The sequence below is a fragment of the Thiovibrio sp. Mzg5 genome (assembly GCF_055379285.1).
In genome coordinates this window covers 2,429,604-2,446,649 of the sequence record NZ_AP022872.1, presented here as the reverse complement: position 1 = coordinate 2,446,649, position 17,046 = coordinate 2,429,604, and the positions used below count along the sequence as shown (strand labels likewise).

Below are 17,046 nucleotides of genomic sequence, written 5' to 3'. Positions count from 1 at the left end.
AGACGGGAACTGTAAGCGTGATGCGAGGAGGCGAGGACGGAGCAGGTCGGGGTGGCTACGCGCCCCGACCTGCTCCGAAGAGGCCTGTTACTTTTTGGCGGGACGTTTGGCAGAAATAGATTTTACAGCCTTTGCCGCCGGTGATTTTTTTGCTGCGCCAGGCTTGGCCGCCGGTTTTTTGGTTGCCGCAACCTTTGCTGGAGCCTTTGGAGCAGGCTTGGCTGCGGCTTTCTTGACGGGAGCCTTTGCTTTAGATGAGGCACTCGCAGCGGTTTTTGGCTTGGTTGCCGGTTTTTTGGTTGCCACAACCTTTGCTGCAGCCTTTTTTGCCGCAGGCTTGGCCGTGGCTTTCTTGGCAGCAGGAGCCTTTGCTTTAGACGATGCACTCGCAGCGGTTTTTGCTTTGGCCGCCGGTTTTTTGGCTGCCGCCACCTTTGCTGTGGCCTTTACCGCAGGCTTGGCCGCGGCTTTCTTGGCGGGAGCTTTTGCTTTAGATGGGGCACTTGCAGCAGTTTTCGGTTTGGCTGCTGCTTTTTTGGCGGGCGATGGTTTTGCTGACTTCTTTGGGGCAACTTTTGCAGTAACCTTGGACTTCGGCATTCTCACTTCCTCCCTTAAGTTTAATTCTCTCTTTCAGTTTTGGAATATGTAATCTGCTTTGAACCGCAGCAAGGATATTTAGGGTTTACCAGAATTTGTCCAGTTATGTCCACACTTTGTACAGAGGTAATTGTATTCTTTTGGTGCTATTATCATTTTCCCGGCATGACAGTCAGTATGCGTCGTCTTGTGATCCGTCCCGATCCCTGTATTTACAAGGGTTTCTGGCTCTCTATCATCAAAATCAGATCCAGTCGGTAGGTCGGGTAGAGCAAAGCGAAACCCGACCTACCGACTGCGGTTTCAAGGAGATTGGCCTTGAGCGCGTCTGTTTCCAGTTCCGACGGGGTGTGGTCATGGGAATATTTTTGGTCAGCATCGGACAAAACCCGGACTAGTTAGAAGGAAATCACTTTTTTTCGTACTCAATTTCTCGTTCTTGCCTAACGTTAGGATTGGTTGGAGGTGGTGTGGCTGCGGTTGAGGGAGGTTTCGTAATTTTGTACTTAATTTCTCGTTCTTGCGTAACCTTAGGATTGGATGGAGTTGGTGTGGCTGTGTCTGGGGGAAGTTTCATCCGCATATTTACGTTGCTCTGGTTTCTGACTAGTACGGCTTTTTCCGCTGTAAGTTTGGTGATCTCAGCTGTAAGCTCGGCGATCCTCTTCTTCGCAGCCTCTAAGTTTTCTGGTTCGGCAGAGGTTGGCTGAACAACAGAAGTGACGGGCGATGTGGTTGTTTCTTTGATAGACACACCACCTATTGCGATCGCAACCATGAGGACAATAGCGCCGAAAGCCATAAAAAACAGGCCTGGGCCTGTCCCGGAGAAAAGGATCTTCATGGCCTTGGACTCAAACTTGAGATTGCCTTCTCCTGCCGTGAGTCCCTTCTCAAATAGGCGGTAACCGAGATAGCCAAAGAATATTGCCCCGATGACTATTAGTAGGCGTTCTATTCCCCGATAAACGATTGGGTCCATGGTGGTGACCTTACCCCTGTGATTGTTCCAGTCTGCGATTAGCGATTTCGGCTTTTTGAGCCCGTTTAAAGGCTGCTGAAAATTCTTCTGGGGTCATGTTGTCCAGAGAGCTATGGGGCCGATTTACATTATAATCCGTTCGCCATAATTCAATTATTTCTTGGGCCTTGTGCAGGCTGACGAATACATGCTCATTGAGGCATTCGTCTCGGAACTTCCCATTGAAGCTCTCGATAAAGGCGTTCTGAACCGGCTTCCCCGGCTGAATAAACCTGAGCTTGACCTTGTTTTCAAAGGCCCAAAGATCAAGAGCTTTGCTGATAAACTCCGGGCCGTTATCCACCGTTATCACCTCCGGCAACCCGCGAGTCAGGGCGACACGATCAAGCACCCGGCTTACTCGCTGCCCGGTGAGCGAGTGGTCTGCCTCCAGAACCGGACATTCTCTGCTGAAGTCATCGACAACAGTCAATACCCGAAAACGGCGGCCACTGAAAAGGTTGTCGGAAACAAAATCCATGGACCAGTGTTGATTGATCCGTTCCGGACGATCCAGGACAACCCGGAGATGGCTTGTCCGTTTCTTGCGCTTCTTTAAGCGAAGGGAGAGCCCTTCTTCCCGGTACAGCCGTTCCGTCCGCTTATGATTGATCTGATAGCCTTCCCGCAGCAACATGGTGTGCAAACGAGGAGCGCCAAACTTGCGCCGCTGTTCCGCCAGCTCTCGCAGGCGGGACCTGATTTCTTCATCGTTCTTGGGTATCGCCTGGTACCGGCAACTGCTCCGGCACAACCCGACAACATCGCAGGCCCGTCGTTCGCTGAACTGATGGTTCTCTTGTAGATAGATCACCACGTTCCGCCGAGCGACAGGCGTTACCACTTTTTTGAGAGAACGTCCTTGATCGCCCGGTTTTCAAGCATTGCGTCAGCAAGCATTTGTTTGAGCTGTTTGTTTTCCTTTTCAAGCGTCTTCAGCCGTTTGGCCTCTGAAACCTCCATCCCGCCATACTTGCTGCGCCAGTTGTAAAAAGTCACATCGCTGATCCCGTGTTGACGGCAGAGATCTACGATTTTCATCCCCGCCTGGGCCTGTTTCAGTATGCTTATAATCTGTTCTTCGCTGAATCGTTTCGATTTCATGTCCGTCTCCTCGGTGAGGTTCTAGACCGAAATCACTAACTTCGCAATGGCTCAGTTTTTAGGGGCAAGGTCAGTGGTTTCCCTTCAACAATTTATTCCGCAGGTTTGGATATCATCCATCCGGGCATGATATCCAGAACGCACGCCCTTTACAGCGGCTTCTGGCTCTCCATCATCAAAATCAAATCCAGCACCCGGTTGGAGTAGCCCCATTCGTTGTCGTACCAGGACAACACCTTGACCGAGGTGCCGATCACCTTGGTGGACATGGCATCCACCACCGAGGAGTGCGGGTTGCCCTGGTAGTCGATGGAGACCAGGGGTTCTTCGGAATAGCCCAGGTAGCGGTTGGCCGCTTCTTTCAGGGCCTGATTCACCTCCGGTACCGTGGTCGCCCTTTCCACCTCCATGACCGCGTCCACCAAGGAAACGTTGGGGGTGGGTACCCGGACCGCCAGGCCGTCGAACTTGCCTTTCAGCTCGGGGATAACCAGGGAGACAGCGGCGGCGGCCCCGGTTTTGGTGGGGATCATGGAGAGCGCCGCAGCCCTGGCCCGCCGCAGGTCGCTGTGCGGGAAATCCAGAATGGACTGGTCATTGGTGTAGGAGTGGATCGTGGTCATCAGGCCGGTCTTGATGCCGAAGCGGTCGAGAATGACCTTGACCATGGGCGCAAGGCAATTGGTGGTGCAGGAGGCGTTGGAGATAATATGGTCTTCGGTGGGGTCGTATTCGTCCTCGTTGACCCCCATGACGATGGTCTTGACCTTGCCCTTGGCAGGGGCGGAGATCACCACCTTCTTGGCTCCGGCTTCAAGGTGCATGGCTGCTTTATCTCCATCGGTGAAGAGGCCGGTGGATTCGACCACATACTCGACCCCCACTTCGCCCCAGGGAATTTCGGCGGGGTTGCGGTGGTTGAAGATCCTCACCGGACGACCGTTGACGACCAGGCCATCCTCGCTGTGTGTCACGCTTTTGTCATACACGCCCATGATCGAGTCGTACTTGAGCAGATGGGCCAGGGTGGCGTTGTTGGTCAGGTCGTTGATGGCAATGACCTCGATATCGGCAAAGAGCGGATCTTTGTCAATGGCTCGAAAAATGTTGCGGCCGATGCGGCCAAAACCGTTGATGCCTATCCGTATCGCCATGCCAGTCTCCTTTCTGTGTGTAACTGCCCAGCAGCACCGCACCTGCTTTGTCATCGGCCTGCTCATGTGCAATAGCACACTTCGCAGGCATCTTTCGCGCATCTGCGGCACTGCTGAACAGTTACGGTCCGTGGTTTTTCCAACTTCCCGGTTCCAAGCTGGAAAGTTTTTTCCTGTCGTTTTTCCCGAAGGCGCGGAATTATTGTACCTGCGAAAGCGCCTCGCGATAAAGCGATAAATAATGGGCCAGCACTTTATCCCAGGTGTAGGTGTCGTGGATCGTCCTGACCGCGGCCTGCTGCATGGTCTGGATTTTTTTGGGATTGGCGCGGAAGGTTTGTAGGGCTGTCTGCATGGCGCCCATCAGGGCGGCGGACTTGTGTTCCGGATAGGCAAAGCCGGTTTCCCCGTCCTTCACCTTGACCAACCCGCCGATGTGATGGACGATGGGCAGGTTGCCGAAGAGTTGGGCGATGTAGTCGGTAAGGCCGCAGGGCTCGTAGCGGGAGGGGATGAGAAAGAAGTCTCCTGCCGCGTAGATGCGGTTGGCAAGCTGCTGATCGTAACCGCGTAACAGGCAGATGCGCCCCCGGTTTTTGGGCTTTGCGGCCAGCCCGGCCAGGGCCGTCTCGATCTCCTTGCTCCCCGAGCCCTGGATCAGGACCTGGAAGTTTTGGTCTTGGGGAAGCAGGGTTTCCAGGGCGCCCAATAGCTTATCCACCCCCTTTTGGGAGGAGAGGCGGCCGACAAAGGTGAACAGCGGGTTGCCCGGCCGGTTTTCCAGGGTGCCGGTCTGGCGCACCGTTTTCAGGCGGTGTTGGGCCAGATCTTTGAGCAGACTCTGGCGGCATTTTGCCTTGCCTGCCAGATCACCGGTGGCGGGGTTGAAAGCAGCGGCAAGGCCCAGGGGTTTCGGCTTGGTCGGGTCGAAGTCCGCCGGGTTGATGCCGTTGGTCACGCCCTTGAGCACCACGCCCCGCGCCAGCAGCCGGTGGCCGAGGAAGCCGGTCAGCGCGTCGTCGTCGGTTTCCCGCAGCTCCCGGGCATAGTTTTCGCTCACCGTGTTCATGACCGCATAGGGCGAGGCGGCGAGAAAGGGATCGAATTTTTCGTCCAGCAGGTTGTTGGTGATCAGCGCTCCGGGCAACCCGGTGATTGCCTCGGCAAAGGGCAGGTCGCCCACCTCCTGGTGGTAGCCGATCCCGGCGTTGTGGATGGTTACCACGCAGCCGGTTTTGGCAAAGTAATGGCGAAAGCCTTCCGTTTCGCGGAGGATGGCCGGGAGGATGGCGGTGTGACCGTCGTGGCAGTGGATGATCTCGGGCCGCTCGCCCAAGCGGATCATCAGGGCCGCAGCCGCTTTTTGCAGCAGGACGTTCATGGCGAAGTAGTCAAAATGGCCTGAACCCTGGCGGTGGAAAGGGTCCAGGGCCTCGTCTTCCGCAGTATAGGTGTAGACGCTCTTTTTTTCCAGATAGCGGGCGGCATCGATCAGATAGATGGTCAGCGCCCCTTTTTTTGCCGTTGGTTTTTCCGTTTTGGCAAAAACCCGCACATATTCCCGGCGCGGCTCCCCGGCATAGTCCAGGTCGATTTCAAAGGAGAGATCCAGGGAGGTAAAGCCCAGCTGCGTGGGGTCCATGAAGCCGTAAAGCGGCAGGACCACGCTGACCTTGCGGCCCGAGCGCATCAGGGCCTCGGCCAGCTGCCGGGCCACATCTTTAACCCCGCCGGCCCCGGCCAGGCCGTCGTATTCGCGGGTCAGCATCCAGACGTTGTTGATTTTTTTGTAAGGGTGAGACTCAGGAGCCATGTCTTCTCCGGCCAGAATGGTTGGGCTTGTGTGTTGAGGGGAAAAGCAGGGTCAATTATTGCCCGCGGTCTGTAGGGAGAAAAGGCTCTTTGGTGAGAGAGGTGTCCCTTTCCTTTTTGTACCGATCATAGGATATCTGGTCTTGCGCAGTGAGATCAACCGGCGGCTGTTCCATTTGCTCACGCATTATTCGTTCACGCCTATTGCCAGCCTCATAAAGAGCGGCATACACCTGATCTTTTGACGCACAACTGGTGCAGCAAACAGCAAGGGAAAGACTCAGAAGCAGGGAGAGATATTTCATGGCTTTTCCGTTGTTTTTCTTTTGTGGTCAGGCGATGGCCTTCTGCCGGAGCAGATGATCGGCCAGGGTCAGGGCCACCATGGCCTCGCAGACCGGGATGATCCGGGGAATGGCGGAGATGTCGTGCCGACCGCCGATGCTGACCGTGACCGGCTCGTGGGCCAGATTGATGGTCTGTTGCTCTTTGCTGATGGAGGGGATGGGTTTAACCGCGACCCTGGCCACGATGGCATCGCCGTTGGAGATTCCGGCCAGGATTCCGCCTGCGTTGTTGGTGGCAAAGCCATCGGGCAGGATGACATCGTTGTTTTCGGAACCCCGCATGGCGGCGGCAGCAAAGCCTGCGCCGATCTCCACCCCCTTGACCGCGCCGATGGACATCAGCGCTCCGGCCAGGGCCGCATCGAGTTTTTCAAACACCGGTTCGCCTAGACCCGCCGGGCAGCCGATGGCGAGAATCTCGACGATGCCGCCCAGGGTGTCGCCTTCCCTGCGCACCGTCTCGATATGGCTGATCATGCGGGCTGCGGCCTCGTTGTCCGGGCAGAACAGCGGGTTGTCGTTGATTTCGGCCAGATGGCGCCTGGCGGTGGTGATCTCGCCCAGGGCCACGGTGTAGGCAATAACTGTGATGCCGTGCAGGCCGAGGAGTTTTTTGGCCACGGCCCCGGCCGCCACCCTGCCTGCGGTTTCCCGGGCCGAGGCCCGGCCGCCGCCCCGGTGATCGCGGAGGCCGTATTTGGCAAGATAGGTGATGTCGCCATGCCCAGGCCGGAAGATATCCTTGAGAGTGTCGTAGGATTTGCTGTGCGCATCTTTGTTGAAGATGGCCAGGGAGATGGGGGTGCCGGTGGTTTTCCCCTCAAAGACGCCGGAGAGGATCTCCACCACATCCGGTTCTTTTCTGGGGCTGGCGGCGGGGCCGCCTTTGCCGGGCCGCCTGCGGTCAAGCTCCGCCTGGATATCCAGGGCGGTGAGCGACAGACCGGGGGGGCAGCCGTCCAGGGTGGCGCCCACGGCGGTGCCGTGGGATTCGCCCCAGGTGGTTACGCGAAAAACAGAGCCAAAGGTATTTCCTGCCATTGTCAGCACCTAACAAAATATGGGGTTAAGCGGTCACAGCGCACCGCATCTGCTTTGTCATCGACCTGCCCGCATACCTGGTGTATGGCGGACAGGCCTCTTTGTCGGACACTTCTGCCGACAATTGACACGCGCATCTGCGGCACTCTGTAATCGCTTATTTCGGAGTTACGCCTTCTAACAAAATATGGGGTCCTTGGGGAGCGAGGCTTCGACGGTGCGCAGAAATTCGTCGTCTCCCAGGGCCTTTTCAATAATATGCACGATTTCGCCCGCGGTCTTGTTGCTGGTGTCCACGGTGAGGTGCGAACCTTTTTCATAGAGCGGCTCCCGCTCGGCCAGTACCTGGGCCACCTCGACATAGATGTCCGAGTCGGTGAGCGTTGGCCGCTGATTCGTACTGGTGGCGTCCTCTGATAGTCGGCGGCAGATGGTATCGATATCTGCGGTGAGCCAGACGGTAAGGCCGGTCTGCCGTAAGAGGTTCCAGATATCCTGATGGAGGATTGCCCCGCCGCCGGTGGAAATGACCACGTCCTTCCGGCAGACCAGTTCGGCCAGCAAGTCGCGTTCCAGAAGGCGAAACTGCCCCCACCCCTGTTGGGCGACGATCTGACGGATGGACTGCCCTGCCTTGGCCACGAGCATCTCGTCCATGTCGAGGAAATCGAGGTGCAGGTGCTCGGCCAGCATCAACCCCACCAGAGTTTTGCCGGTGGCCCGGTAGCCGGTCAGGATTATTTTTCTCCGTGGTGTAAACATATAGAGAATTTACGGGAAAGAGAGGGGGAGTGTCAAGCGCGGCGGCGGTTTCTTTTCCCCTGATAGACTGCGAAGTACGAAAAAGCGCAAGGGTTTTGGCAGGTCAGGCAGCAGGCCTCGGGCAGCAACGTGGTTTTGTTTTCTGGTAACATGCTGAAAATAAATAACATTTTATATTTTTTATAAACAGGACAAAAAAGGTTTGACTTTGCATTCTTGAAATGATAATTTTTATCAAACACGAGATAAATTTCTTTGTTCATTCCTTTTATGATGGAGATAAGTCATGGCTGAAAATTGTTGCGCTGGTTTGCAGGTTGGTCAGAATGTGCCGGATTTCACCATGGAAACCTATGAGCCGACCGATTACGGGTTTGGCACGGTTTCTTTGGAGCAGTTGAAAAAGGCCGGCAAGTGGACGGTTCTGGTTTTCTATCCGGCGGATTTCACCTTTGTCTGCTCCACCGAGCTGGGCGACCTGGCGGATGAATACGCAGAACTCAAGGCCGCCGGAGCCGAGGCGATCACGGTGAGCACCGATACCGTTTACACCCATCTGGCCTGGAAGCGGGAAGAAAAATTCCTGGAAAAAGCCCAATACCCCATGGCGGCGGACCCCACCGGCACGGTGGCCAAATTGTTCGGCGTTTACGACTATAATACGGGTCTGGCCCTGCGCGGCACCTTTATCATCAGCCCCGAGGGCAAGCTGGTCGCCTCCGAGGTGAATTTTTACAATGTCGGCCGCAATGCCAAAGAACTGGTGCGAAAGCTCAAAGCCAGCGTCTATGTGGCGGCCAATCCCGCCGAGGCCTGCCCGGCCCGTTGGGAAGCTGGCGACAAGACCCTGACCCCCGGACCCAAGTTGGTCGGGCATGTGTATGAAGCCCTGAAGTAATTTTTTTCTCCCTCTCTTCCTCCCCTCCCCTGAAGGCCCCTTTTCCCCCTCCCTGGAAAAGGGGCCTTCTTTTTTCGGGGTTCAGGAGCGATTATTCCCGTGCATGCCTACCCAGAGCCCCAGGAAAAAATTGCGGGCATTGGTGCCCAGCGAGCGCGTCCGGTAGCCGCCCTCCTGCACGATCAGCGTGGGCAACCGCAGGCTGCCGAGCATCCGGCCGTTTTCCTCGAAATCCGCCGCAGAAAGCGACCAGGTGCCGGTGGGATCCTTTTCTGCCGGGTCAAACCCCAGAGCCACCACCAGAAAATGCGGCTTAAAGGCGCGGATATGCTTGAGAGCCCTGGCAAGCACCGGTCGGTAGGCTGCGCCGTCCAGCTTTTCCGGCAAGGGGTAGTTGCGATTAAACCCCCGGCCAGCGTCTTCCCCCACCTCTTCGCTGAAACCGGAAAAATAGGGATAGGCAAAGCTGGGATGGCCGTGGATCGAGAGGGTCAACACATCGTTGCGCTGATAAAAGATATCCTGGGTGCCGTTGCCGTGGTGGTAATCGATATCAAGCACCGCCACCCTGCCCTCGCGGCTGAGATAATTGGCCGCGATGGCACCGGAGTTGAAATAGCAGAACCCGCCGAACAACCGCCGCTCCGCATGATGCCCCGGCGGCCGGACCAGGGCATAGGCCAGGCGGTAGCCCTTTTCCAGGAGCTTTGCCGCAGTCAAGGCGCAGTCCACCGCGCCTTTGGCCGCCTTGTAGGCGTTGTGGTTCAGGGGGGTGAAGGTGTCGATGCAGTAGTAGCCTGCCCGCACCGGCAGGTCCTTGGGCGGTCGGGCCACGTTGCGGATGGGGAAAACGTAGGGGTAGACCGATTTCCCGGGTTCAAGGCTGGTGCAGACCTGATGGAGGTATTCGACAAATTTTGGGTCATGGACCTTTTTGATGTGTTGTTCGGAAAAATGCCTGGCCGGTATGCGTTCGAACAGGCCGGTGGGCTCGATTCCCTTGAGGATGGAGGCAATGCGCACCGGCGCTTCCACATAGCCCCGCTCCCGGATATGGTGGATATCGTGTTTTTCGTTGACGACCAGGCCGATCAATTTTTCCAAAGACTTGACCGGATGCACCTTGATCGGTTCGCTCTTGATATAGCGGTGCGGACGGCGCAGCACCGGGTCGTCGGCAAACGATTCCACCACCATGTCGATATAGCCGGCGGGGCAATCCTTGCCGTACTTGCGGAGGAGGATGGCGCGCACCACCTCTCTGGCCCTGTCCCTGGCAAGGGGGGTGCCGGAGCCGAGGTCGTCGTAGACCAGATAGGGCGGACAATCATACTCCGGCTTGAGCACCGTTTCGTAGGCCGTGTTGATGATGGGCAAGGCGCCGTAGCGCTCGTAGAATCGGAGTCGGGCGCGGCTCTGCTTCACCGAAGCCGGGTCGCGGCAGATTTTCGGGTCGTCGGGCAGGCACTCCATGAAGATTCCGGCATTGCCGAGGGCGCGGGCCTCCTCCCGAACCCGGGCGTACAGGGCGCCGCCGATGCCCCTGGCCGCGGATTTCGGGTCCACCGAGATGAAGTCGAGAAAGCAGAAGGAAAGGTCCGGGGCATGGTTGAGCAGGGCAAACCCCTTGACCCGGGGCTTCATATCGTCGGCCACGAAGAGGATGGTGCGGAAGCGGTACTTCAGGGGGTTGGAAAGCTTCTGGGCCAGGCTCTTGATCTCGCTTTCCGATATGGCCGAAAACTGGCTGCGCAGAATCTGCTGCACCTGCTCGATGGTTTCGCGATCAATGGTGAGGGTGTCGTCGTAGATCCGGCGGATGCGAAACATGTTGGCCTCGTATAAGAGAGAAAAGTCACAAGTCCGCGATTTGAACGATTGCAACAAACAAGGTCAGAGCTTCTTGAGGTAGACCACCTTGTCGTCGCCGTCCCGGTAAAAATCATGGAGCACGCAGGCCACCTGGTAGCCGTTTTTCTCGTAAAAGCTGCGAGCCCGATCATAGCCCGGGGTGGAGGAGGTGTCCACGTAAACCTTGGCCGGGCCTTGGCCGCGCAGGTCTGCCTCCATCCGGGCAAGCAGCAGCCGACCCACCCCTTGCCTGGCCAAGGCCGGAGCCACCGCCACCCAGTACAGGTCGAAGCGGCGGTCGGTCATGGGGATTTCGCCGTAGCAGATAAAACCCACCACCCCCTGCCCCTCGCTCACCGCCACGAGGATGAAATAATCGTTTTTGGCCGGGTCCAGGGTGTCATCAATGACCTCGATGGCCACCTCCACCTCCTGAGCATTGAAATTATCCTGGAGACGTACCAACTCCAGCAGCTGGCTGCGATCCTGGGCGCCAATGGGTCGGATGGTGATCATAGGGCGACCCGCAGGGCGACCAGGCGGAGTAATTCCCCGACCATTTCCGTGTAGGTCATAGTGCTTTCGGCCACAGCGGCGGGAAAACCGGCGTCCGGGCTCAGACAGGGATTGGCGTTGATTTCCAGAATGGTCAGGCGCCCCTGCTGATCAAGGCGCAGGTCAACCCTGGCGTAGTCGCGCAGACCGAAGAGGGCAAAGCAGTCCTGCGCCATGCGGCGCATGGTCTGTTGCAAGGGTTCGGGCAGGTTGTTTGGAAAAATCCGCTGGGTGTGGTGATACTCCAACGAATCCTCGTCCCATTTAGCCTTGTAGCTCACAATCCGGTGCAGCTCGGCGGGAAAGCCGGAAAAATCGATCTCCGCCAGGGGCATGACCCTCGGGTGGGGATAGCCGAAGAGCGAAACATTGAACTCCCGCCCGGCCACATACTCTTCCACCAGGATGGCGCCGTACCGGGCGAAGAGCTCTTCCAGCCGGGGCAAAAGCTCGCTGCTCTCTTCCACCACCGATTCCTGTTCGATGCCGATGGAGGCATCCTGGAAGCGGGGTTTGAGGATCACCGGGAAATTGAGCCCGGCGGGTCGCAGCACCTCGGTGCCCTCGTAGAGGAAAAAGGCAGGGGTGCGCAGACCCGAGGCGGTGAGCAACCTTTTGACCGTGAGCTTGTCCGTGGAGAGCAGCAGCGCCATGGCCGAGGAGCCGGTGAAGGGGATGGACAACAGCTCAAGAACTGCGGCGGGGTGGCCGATGAGGAGCGGGTCTTCGTCCACCGACTCGCAGAGGTTGAAGGCGATGGCGACACCCGCCGTTTTTACCTGGCTGACAAAGCGGCTCAGATCGCGGGTAAAGGGGATGCGCACATGGGGCTGGCCCAGTTCGGTGAGTGCGTCTTCGATGGCCTCCACCTGGGCCAGGACATCGGCGGAGGATTCCCAGTTCGGTTCGCCTTTGGCAATAGGTTCGTTGTGGATGATGCCGACCTTTAGGCGTTTCATGCCTCAAGCCCGAGTCTGGCAATGGCGGCGGCGACGATTTCGCTGAGCAGGGCCTGGTAGGAGATGCCGTATTTGGTGGCGATGATGCAGAGGTCGGAATGCTCGGGATGGAGTCCGGCCAAGGGGTTGACCTCAATGAAATTGGGGATGCCGTTGGCGTCGGAGCGCAGGTCAACCCGACCGCCGTCGCGGCAGTCCAAGGCGTGCCAGGCGGCCAGGGCGGTTGCCTCTGCCTGCTGGGCTTCCGCATCGTCCACCACCCGGTATTCCACCAGTTCATCGCAGAACTCTTTGTTGTGGTACGAATAGACCTCCGGCTCGGAGTTGGGCAAAAGAACCACCTCCATGATGCCGATGGAACGGGCGGCTGGGCCGTTGCCCACGATGCCTACGGTGAACTCCCGACCCGGCAGATAGGCCTCCACCAGCACCGGCTGGTTGTAGGTCTGCAAAAGCTCGGCGCAGACCACGTGCAGCTCTTCGGCAGTGCTGATTTTTGAAGCCGGGGTCACCCCCTTGCCGGTCCCCTCGGCCACGGGTTTGGCAAATACCGGATAAGGCAGAGCCACCCCAGCCACATCCGCCATGGACTTCACCACGGCAAAGGAAGGGGTCGGGATGCCGAGATCCCGAACCACGTGTTTGCTCATCCCCTTGTGCAGGGTCAACCCCAGGACCAGGGGGTCGGAAAAGACATAGGGAATCCGATGCGCCTCCAGCAGGGCGGGCACCAGGGCTTCGCGGCCGAAGCCGTACAACCCTTCGCAGATATTAAAGACCAAATCCCACCGCTCTCCGGCCAGGAGGCGGGGCATGAGGCTCATGAAATTGCCGATGGGCATGGTTTCGTGGCCCATGGCCCGCAGGGCGGTGTCAATGGCCGCGATGGTTGATTCCCGGTCGAACTCGGCGGTTTCCTCTTCCCCGTAGCCTGCGGCCAGATAGTCGCTCCGCAGGTCGTAGGTCATTCCAATCAGCATGGATATTCCTTGTTTTTAGCTGGCCCGGCTTGCCGCGCCGATTATATCGGGATAGCGGTAGACCTTGCCTTCGTAATTGCGGAGCAAAAGGTCGTTGCCCTCACGGCCGACCACGGTTTCCGGAATGAGCGGAATCTTGCCGCCGCCTCCCGGCGCGTCGATCACATAGTTGGGCACGGCATAGCCCGAGGTGTGGCCGCGCAGCCCCTGGTAGATCTCCAGCCCCTTGGAAACCGGGGTGCGGAAATGGGCTGAGCCGATAATGGGGTCGCACTGGTACAGGTAATAGGGCTTGACCCGGATTTTGACCAATCCATGCATGAGCTGCCGCATGGTCTCCAGGGAATCGTTGATCCCGGAGAGGAGCACGGTCTGGCTGCCCAGGGGGATGCCCGCATCGGCGAGCATGGTGCAAGCCCTGGTCGCCTCCGGGGTCAGCTCGTCGGGGTGGGTGCAGTGGATGCTCATCCACAGCGGGTGATGTTTTTTCAGCATGGCCACCAATGCGGGGGTGATGCGCTGCGGCAACACCATGGGAGCCTTGGTGCCGATGCGGATCATCTCCACATGCGGGATTTGCCGCAACCGGCCGAGCAGCCAGTCCAACTGTTCGTCGGCCATGGTCAGCGGGTCGCCGCCGGAAAGCAGCACGTCACGGATACCCGGGTTGTTTGCGATGTAGGCGATGGCTTTCTGCCAGCGGGCCGGGCTGTGGCTCTTGCGGCGGCCGACCATCCGGGAGCGGGTGCAGTAGCGGCAGTAGCTCGAACAGTAATCGGTGACCAGAAAGAGGACCCGGTCGGGATAGCGGTGCACCAGGCCGGGCACCGGACTGTGATTGTCCTCACCCAGGGGATCGTGTTCCTCGCCCTGGGAAACCAAAAGCTCGTTGACCACCGGCACCATGGTCCGTCGGATCGGCTGCTTGGGATCGTCAGGGGAAATGAGGCTGGCGTAATAGGGGGTAATGGCCAGGGGCAGGGTGGCCCCATTAAAGGCCATGGCCTGCCGCTCGCTGTCCGAGAGGTCTATGAGCTTGCCGAGTTTTTTGAGGCTGGTGATGCGGTTGCGAAGCTGCCAATGCCAGTCGTGCCAGTCATCATCTGTGGCGGTGGGGAAATGGCGTTGGCGGAAGGTGAGGGAGGGAGTTTGGCCGGAAAACGGAAAGGCGGCGGGGCTGGCACTACACCCCGGAGGTTCCTCTTGCTCCTCAAGATGGACAACTTTTTGCTGCATAGCTTTTCTCCTTACAGGCTGGCCGGTGGAGCCAGCGAAAAGATCAAAGAATTTCAGAATGATACCGCTTAGATCCGCAAGTGATTCCGTACACTTGACTGAACCAGTTTATGCTTATTACGCAGGGAAGTGTCAAGAAAAAAAACAGGGCGGGTGTTTTTTTTAACGCGTTGTTTTTACGCAATTTTCAGCATCTCTGGAATTGTCCGTGCTGCTGGCGGCGTAGGACGGGCCGGGGGATAGTTGTTAACTAGTTAAAATCATGTGTAATAATTTTGAGAGTTCCTGGAGGCCGAAAGGCTTGGGCGCAACCCCGCAAAAGCCGTATTCGCTGAAGCGGGCCATGATCGGGTCGTTGGCGTAGCCGCTGGATACCACCGCCTTTATTTTGGGGTCGAGTTGGCGGAGATGGGCAACGGCCTCCCGGCCCCCCATACCGCCGGGCACGGTCAGATCCATGATCACCAGGTCAAAGGGCTGGCCGTCTTTTTGTGCCTGCAGGTAAAGGGTAATGGCTTCTTCGCCGTCATTGGCGGTGTGGGGTTCATAGCCGAGCTGCCTGAGCATGGCGGTGGAAACATTGCGGATGAGTTCTTCGTCGTCCATGACCAGGATTTTGCCCTGGCCTTTGGCCAGGAGGGGGGCCGTTGTCTCGGCGGGCTTTTCCGCCAGGGGACGATTCCCGGTCGAGGGGAGATAGATGGAAAAGACCGTGCCCTGGCCCAGTTCCGATGCCACGGTGATGTGGCCTGCGTGGTTGGCGATGATGGAATAGACCACCGCCAACCCCAGGCCGCTGCCGCTCTGCTTGGTGGTGAAATAGGGATCAAAGATTTTTGCCAGATGCTCCGGCGGGATGCCGAGGCCTTGATCCTTGACGGTGATCAAGACATATCTGCCCGGCGTCAGCGGCAGTTCCCCGGGGTTGACGGTGAGGTTCTTGGCCGCAAGCTGGATGACGCCGCCTTCGGGCATGGCATGGACTGCGTTGATTACCAGGTTCTGCAACACCTGGCCCAACTGGCCCGTATCCACCTCGGCCAGCCAGAGATCCTCGGCACAATCGTATTCGCACACCGCCTTGGTGCCGCGCACGGCAAAACCGGCCGCATCCTGGATGAGCCCGGCCAGGGAGGCCTCTGTCTTGATGGGCGTTCCGCCCTTGGCAAAGGTGAGCAACTGTTGGGTCAGATTCCTGGCTCGGAGAGTGGCTTTTTCCGTCTCGGCCAGCCGCTCAGCCACCACCCCGGTTTCCGGCAGGTTTGCCTTGGCCAGGGAGAGATTGCCAAGGATGCCGGTGAGCAGATTGTTGAAGTCATGGGCAATCCCTCCGGCCAAGACCCCCAGGGATTCCAGTTTCTGCGTCCGGAGGCGTTCTTCGTCCAGCCGTTTTCGCTCGGAAATATCCCGGGCCACGCAGAGGATTGCCGGCTGCGTGTCATAGTCGATGAGGCTGCAGTTCTGCTCAATGGGGAGAATGGAGCCATCTTTTTTGAGATGGGCAGACTCGAAGATGGCGGTGCCGGTCTTTTTCAGCAGATCAACGCGTTCTTTGACCAGGGAGGTATACGGAGGCGCAACGAGCTGCGTGAGGGGCAGGGCGAACATTTCTTCCCGCGAGTAGCCCAATCGCTCGCAGGTGGCGCGGTTCACTTCCAGGAGACGATAATCCAGGTTGTAGATCAGGATCGCATCGTTGGTGCTGTCAAACATGGCGCGGAATTTTTTTTCCGAGGCATGCAGGGAGTGCATGTGCATGGCGTTTTTGATCGCCACTGCCGCCTGGTTGGCAAAGCTCTGATAGATGCTGATCGCCTCTTCCTTGAAGATCCGAGGCTGCAGGGTGTGGCCGATCAGCACCCCGAAGACCTCCTCGCCCAGCATCATGGGCACGCAGAGGGCGGAGCGGATATTTCTTTCCACAACCAGGGAGGGAACCTCAAACCGGGTTTCCGTTTGAAAATCCACCACCACGGCGGGTTTTTTTCCCAGCACCACATGGGTGGAAAGGCCCTGCCCCTTGAGCAGGGCATAATGGCCGATGGTCTGCTCCGGGAACCCGAGGGTGTCGCGGATAACCAGACCGCTCTGGTCGTCGCTCATCAGCATCAGGGTGGAGAAATCGAGATTCAGCAATTCCCTGGAAAGGCTGGTGACCTTTCGGTACAGGCTGTTCAGGTCAACGGTGCGGACCAGGCTTTGCGAGAAGGCGAGCAGCTCATCCAGGGCCTTTTCCTTCTGTTTTCGTTCGGTTATCGGCAGAACCAGCTCCAGGGCCGCGATAATGTTTCCCTGCGCGTCGTGGATCGGGGTGGCGATGATCTCTAAATCGATCGGGTCGCCGTTTTTGTTATGGCTGACGACCTCCCTGACCACCCGCTCCAGCCCCTGCTCAAAAACCTCCCGGACCCCGCACCAGGAGCAGACGCCTTTCTGTTGTTGGTAGGTTTGGTAGCAGGTTTTGCCCACGGTGTCGCCGTAGATCTCTTCCATGACCTTGTTGGCCCAGAGGATTGTAAAGTCGCGGCAGATAACGGCGAGCCCGGCCCCGATACTCTGGGTGACGGTTTCAAGGATATCTCCGGTGAGGGGAAGGTCGTTGGCGGCTGGTGTATGAGGGGGTGTTTCGCCCATGTGTTTCGGAAGCCTCGCATCAGTTACGAAAGGGCATGCGCAGATTGTCGCTTCATTTGCCGTATTCTTCTTTAACTATGCTATATGACAAA

At 57.9% G+C, this 17,046-nt stretch carries 15 protein-coding genes; 2 read left to right on the top strand and 13 right to left on the bottom strand.

Annotated features, from left to right (window positions below; translation table 11 throughout):
- Positions 1–106: 106 nt before the first annotated feature.
- Positions 107–652 (top strand): hypothetical protein, encoded by a 546-nt coding sequence (locus tag ACZ46D_RS11260; RefSeq protein WP_464927530.1) that lies wholly within the window; start codon positions 107–109, stop codon positions 650–652.
- A 357-nt stretch (positions 653–1,009) separates the two neighbouring features.
- On the opposite strand, the gene ACZ46D_RS11255 is transcribed toward ACZ46D_RS11260, so the two are convergent.
- The 7 genes from ACZ46D_RS11255 to ACZ46D_RS11225 form a co-directional block, all read right to left on the bottom strand.
- On the bottom strand, positions 1,010–1,582 hold the full coding sequence (locus ACZ46D_RS11255; RefSeq protein WP_464927529.1) for a hypothetical protein: 573 nt from the start codon (positions 1,580–1,582) through the stop codon (positions 1,010–1,012).
- Between the two features lie 10 nt (positions 1,583–1,592).
- Positions 1,593–2,725, bottom strand: a protein-coding gene (locus ACZ46D_RS11250) for an IS3 family transposase (protein ID WP_464926980.1) whose coding sequence is annotated in 2 segments (ribosomal slippage) — positions 1,593–2,473 and positions 2,473–2,725 — 1,134 coding nt in all. Because the reading frame shifts where the segments join, the coding sequence is not laid out codon by codon here.
- Positions 2,726–2,874: 149 nt separating this feature from the next.
- Positions 2,875–3,879 (bottom strand): type I glyceraldehyde-3-phosphate dehydrogenase, encoded by a 1,005-nt coding sequence (gene gap, locus ACZ46D_RS11245; protein ID WP_464927528.1) that lies wholly within the window; start codon positions 3,877–3,879, stop codon positions 2,875–2,877.
- A gap of 199 nt (positions 3,880–4,078) precedes the next feature.
- Complete coding sequence (locus tag ACZ46D_RS11240; protein WP_464927527.1) at positions 4,079–5,692, bottom strand: glycogen synthase; 1,614 nt, start codon at positions 5,690–5,692, stop codon at positions 4,079–4,081.
- Positions 5,693–5,747: 55 nt separating this feature from the next.
- Entirely contained in the window at positions 5,748–5,996 is a 249-nt protein-coding gene (locus ACZ46D_RS11235; RefSeq protein WP_464927526.1) for a hypothetical protein, read from the bottom strand.
- Between the two features lie 27 nt (positions 5,997–6,023).
- On the bottom strand, positions 6,024–7,079 hold the full coding sequence (aroC, locus tag ACZ46D_RS11230; RefSeq protein ID WP_464927525.1) for a chorismate synthase: 1,056 nt from the start codon (positions 7,077–7,079) through the stop codon (positions 6,024–6,026).
- Between the two features lie 177 nt (positions 7,080–7,256).
- Positions 7,257–7,841 (bottom strand): shikimate kinase, encoded by a 585-nt coding sequence (locus tag ACZ46D_RS11225; RefSeq protein ID WP_464927524.1) that lies wholly within the window; start codon positions 7,839–7,841, stop codon positions 7,257–7,259.
- A 286-nt stretch (positions 7,842–8,127) separates the two neighbouring features.
- On the opposite strand from ACZ46D_RS11225, the gene ACZ46D_RS11220 reads away from it, so the two are divergent.
- A complete protein-coding gene (locus tag ACZ46D_RS11220) occupies positions 8,128–8,739 on the top strand; it encodes a peroxiredoxin (protein WP_464927523.1) in 612 nt (203 codons plus the stop codon).
- Between the two features lie 81 nt (positions 8,740–8,820).
- Here ACZ46D_RS11220 and ACZ46D_RS11215 read toward each other — a convergent pair whose 3' ends face one another.
- The 6 genes from ACZ46D_RS11215 to ACZ46D_RS11190 form a co-directional block, all read right to left on the bottom strand.
- On the bottom strand, positions 8,821–10,569 hold the full coding sequence (locus ACZ46D_RS11215; RefSeq protein WP_464927522.1) for a GNAT family N-acetyltransferase: 1,749 nt from the start codon (positions 10,567–10,569) through the stop codon (positions 8,821–8,823).
- 63 nt (positions 10,570–10,632) lie between these two features.
- Positions 10,633–11,106 carry a GNAT family N-acetyltransferase gene (locus tag ACZ46D_RS11210; protein ID WP_464927521.1) on the bottom strand — a complete coding sequence of 158 codons (474 nt, stop codon included), beginning with the start codon at positions 11,104–11,106 and terminating at the stop codon, positions 10,633–10,635.
- Positions 11,103–12,104 (bottom strand): D-alanine--D-alanine ligase family protein, encoded by a 1,002-nt coding sequence (locus tag ACZ46D_RS11205; RefSeq protein ID WP_464927520.1) that lies wholly within the window; start codon positions 12,102–12,104, stop codon positions 11,103–11,105. Before ACZ46D_RS11205 ends, ACZ46D_RS11210 begins: the two co-directional genes overlap by 4 nt.
- Entirely contained in the window at positions 12,101–13,084 is a 984-nt protein-coding gene (locus ACZ46D_RS11200) for a D-alanine--D-alanine ligase family protein (RefSeq protein WP_464927519.1), read from the bottom strand. Before ACZ46D_RS11200 ends, ACZ46D_RS11205 begins: the two co-directional genes overlap by 4 nt.
- Positions 13,085–13,099: 15 nt before the next feature.
- Complete coding sequence (locus ACZ46D_RS11195) at positions 13,100–14,320, bottom strand: KamA family radical SAM protein (RefSeq protein WP_464927518.1); 1,221 nt, start codon at positions 14,318–14,320, stop codon at positions 13,100–13,102.
- Between the two features lie 246 nt (positions 14,321–14,566).
- Positions 14,567–16,954 carry a hybrid sensor histidine kinase/response regulator gene (locus ACZ46D_RS11190; RefSeq protein ID WP_464927517.1) on the bottom strand — a complete coding sequence of 796 codons (2,388 nt, stop codon included), beginning with the start codon at positions 16,952–16,954 and terminating at the stop codon, positions 14,567–14,569.
- Positions 16,955–17,046 lie beyond the last annotated feature (92 nt).

Coding starts and splice junctions, on each gene's coding strand:
- ACZ46D_RS11215 (WP_464927522.1), bottom strand. CDS start 10,569: ATGTTTCGCATCCGCCGGATCTACGACGACACCCTCACCATTGATCGC.
- ACZ46D_RS11255 (WP_464927529.1), bottom strand. CDS start 1,582: ATGGACCCAATCGTTTATCGGGGAATAGAACGCCTACTAATAGTCATC.
- ACZ46D_RS11190 (WP_464927517.1), bottom strand. CDS start 16,954: ATGGGCGAAACACCCCCTCATACACCAGCCGCCAACGACCTTCCCCTC.
- ACZ46D_RS11200 (WP_464927519.1), bottom strand. CDS start 13,084: ATGCTGATTGGAATGACCTACGACCTGCGGAGCGACTATCTGGCCGCA.
- gap (WP_464927528.1), bottom strand. CDS start 3,879: ATGGCGATACGGATAGGCATCAACGGTTTTGGCCGCATCGGCCGCAAC.
- ACZ46D_RS11205 (WP_464927520.1), bottom strand. CDS start 12,104: ATGAAACGCCTAAAGGTCGGCATCATCCACAACGAACCTATTGCCAAA.
- ACZ46D_RS11235 (WP_464927526.1), bottom strand. CDS start 5,996: ATGAAATATCTCTCCCTGCTTCTGAGTCTTTCCCTTGCTGTTTGCTGC.
- ACZ46D_RS11210 (WP_464927521.1), bottom strand. CDS start 11,106: ATGATCACCATCCGACCCATTGGCGCCCAGGATCGCAGCCAGCTGCTG.
- ACZ46D_RS11240 (WP_464927527.1), bottom strand. CDS start 5,692: ATGGCTCCTGAGTCTCACCCTTACAAAAAAATCAACAACGTCTGGATG.
- aroC (WP_464927525.1), bottom strand. CDS start 7,079: ATGGCAGGAAATACCTTTGGCTCTGTTTTTCGCGTAACCACCTGGGGC.
- ACZ46D_RS11225 (WP_464927524.1), bottom strand. CDS start 7,841: ATGTTTACACCACGGAGAAAAATAATCCTGACCGGCTACCGGGCCACC.
- ACZ46D_RS11220 (WP_464927523.1), top strand. CDS start 8,128: ATGGCTGAAAATTGTTGCGCTGGTTTGCAGGTTGGTCAGAATGTGCCG.
- ACZ46D_RS11195 (WP_464927518.1), bottom strand. CDS start 14,320: ATGCAGCAAAAAGTTGTCCATCTTGAGGAGCAAGAGGAACCTCCGGGG.